Raw genomic sequence first — 2,095 nt, 5'->3', positions numbered from 1 at the left:
CCATCGGCGTCACCTGCCCCAACCACCTCGGCATCCGCAGCTCGGTGCCCTATCCCCCCCAGGCCCTGCGCCTGAACAAGAGCGGCGAGGTGCTGGTGGAGTTCGTGGTCGAGACCTCCGGTGCCATCACCGGCGTGCGCATCGCCCGGTCTTCCGATCCGGTGTTCAACAAGGTCGTCACCGATGCGGTCGGCCGCTTCCAGTGCGTCGGCCAGGGTCGGCCGGTGCGGGTGAGCGTGCCCTTCCAGTTCGCCCTGGACAACTGAACGGCGGCCGGCCCAGGCCGGCTTCCTTTCCCCCATTCCTTCGCCTTCCTTTTTCTTTTTTGTCCTTTCCCCCGTTTCCTGTTTCCCCCCGGAGAACCCTCATGTCCGCTTCCCCCATCGTCCGGCGCCCGCGCCGCTTCCTCGCCGCCGCCCTGGCGCTGGCGACCTTCTTGCTCTCTGCCGCGCCGGTGGCGTACGCCCAGGCGGCCGAGTCCGCCCCCGCGCCGGTCGCGCCCGCCCCCGCCGGCGAGACCGTCACCAACCCCTACGGCCTGGATGCGCTGTGGGCGCAGGGCGATGCGGTGGCCAAGGGCACGCTGGTGATCCTGGTGATCATGTCCGCCGCCAGCTGGTATGTGATCGTCACCAAGCTCTACGAGCAGCAGAAGCTGCGCCGCCATGCGCGCGAGGCCAAGGCGAAGTTCTGGACCGCCGGCGGCGTGCAGCAGGCCACCCAGGCGCTCAACCCGGATGGCGCTTTCCACTTCATCGCCCAGTCCGGCCTGGAGGCGAAGGAGCATCACACCGGCCTGCTGGAGCACATCGATCTGAACACCTGGGTGGGCCAGTCCATCCAGCGCGCCATCGACAATGTGCAGGCCCGCCTGCAGGACGGCCTGGCGCTGCTGGCCACCGTCGGTTCCACCGCGCCCTTCATCGGTCTCTTTGGCACGGTGTGGGGGATCTATCACGCGCTCACCGCCATCGGCATCGCCGGCCAGGCGTCCATCGACAAGGTGGCCGGGCCGGTGGGCGAGGCGCTGATCATGACCGCCATCGGCCTGGCGGTCGCGGTGCCAGCGGTGCTGGGCTACAACTGGCTGGTCCGCCGCAACAAGGCTTCGCTGGACGAGGTGCGCGCCTTCGGCGTGGATCTGCATGCGGTGCTGCTGGGCGGGGGCAATGCCCGCACGGCGGCGGCCAAGGTGGTCGCGGTGGCGCGGGGCTGAACATGGGCATGAACGTGGGCCAGGCCGAGGAGGAGGATGGCGTCATCTCCACCATCAACACCACGCCGCTGGTGGATGTGATGCTGGTGCTGCTGATCATCTTCCTGATCACCATCCCGGTGGCGACGCATACGGTGCCGGTGAGTCTGCCAAAGGAGGTGAACCAGCCGCGGCTGACCAAGCCGGAGAACGTGAATCTGGCGGTGACCCGTGACGGCGGGGTGTTCTGGAACCAGGAGCGGCTGTCGAACGCGGCGCTGGTGGAGCGCCTGAAGACGGTGGCGGTGGCCCAGCCGCAGCCGGAGGTGCAGATCCGCGGCGACGGCGCGGCGCCCTATGAGCATGTGGGCCGGGTGGTGCTGGCCTGCCAGCGCGCCGGGATCCTCAAGATCGGCTTCATCACCGAGCCGCCGCCGCGCGGCTGAACGGGGAGGAGAGCACCATGAGCATGAATGTGGGTACGCCTTCGACCTCGGCCGAGCCCGAGGTGATGCTGGACATCAACACCACGCCGCTGATCGACGTGATGCTGGTGCTGCTGATCATGTTGATCGTGACCATCCCGATCCAGCTGCACTCGGTGGAGCTGAACCTGCCCCAGGGCAATCCGCCATCCCAGGTGGTGGAGCCGGAGGTGGTGCGGATCAACATCGAGGCCGACGGCCGCATCCTGTGGAATGCGGAGCCGCTGGCCGGGCTGGCGGCACTGGAGCCCAAACTGGCCACCGCGGCCGCCCAGGCGGTGCAGCCGGAGCTGCATGTGCGCCCGGACCGGGCGGTGGCCTATGAGACGGTGGCCGCGGTGATGGCGGCGATACAGCGCAATCATCTGACCAAGATCGGGCTGGTGGGGGCGGAGCAGTTTCTGCAGGGGGAGTG

4 protein-coding genes are annotated in these 2,095 nt (G+C 68.5%); all 4 read left to right on the top strand.

Annotated features, from left to right (window positions below; translation table 11 throughout):
- A partial coding sequence (locus GRF61_RS23905; protein ID WP_169153116.1) for an energy transducer TonB occupies positions 1-266 on the top strand: 266 nt, incomplete at its 5' end.
- Between the two features lie 101 nt (positions 267-367).
- Positions 368-1,216 carry a MotA/TolQ/ExbB proton channel family protein gene (locus GRF61_RS23900; protein ID WP_169153115.1) on the top strand — a complete coding sequence of 283 codons (849 nt, stop codon included), beginning with the start codon at positions 368-370 and terminating at the stop codon, positions 1,214-1,216.
- A 2-nt stretch (positions 1,217-1,218) separates the two neighbouring features.
- Positions 1,219-1,641 carry a biopolymer transporter ExbD gene (locus tag GRF61_RS23895; RefSeq protein WP_169153114.1) on the top strand — a complete coding sequence of 141 codons (423 nt, stop codon included), beginning with the start codon at positions 1,219-1,221 and terminating at the stop codon, positions 1,639-1,641.
- A 17-nt stretch (positions 1,642-1,658) separates the two neighbouring features.
- Positions 1,659-2,095 (top strand): biopolymer transporter ExbD (locus tag GRF61_RS23890; RefSeq protein ID WP_169153113.1); only part of this gene is annotated, 437 nt, incomplete at its 3' end.

Origin of the sequence: Azoarcus sp. TTM-91, from assembly GCF_012911025.1 — a bacterium.
Taxonomy (GTDB): Bacteria; Pseudomonadota; Gammaproteobacteria; order Burkholderiales; family Rhodocyclaceae; genus Azoarcus.
Note: the sequence above shows the minus strand (reverse complement) of the source record. Positions and strands in the feature narration are given on the sequence as shown.

Coding starts and splice junctions, on each gene's coding strand:
- GRF61_RS23900 (WP_169153115.1), top strand. CDS start 368: ATGTCCGCTTCCCCCATCGTCCGGCGCCCGCGCCGCTTCCTCGCCGCC.
- GRF61_RS23895 (WP_169153114.1), top strand. CDS start 1,219: ATGGGCATGAACGTGGGCCAGGCCGAGGAGGAGGATGGCGTCATCTCC.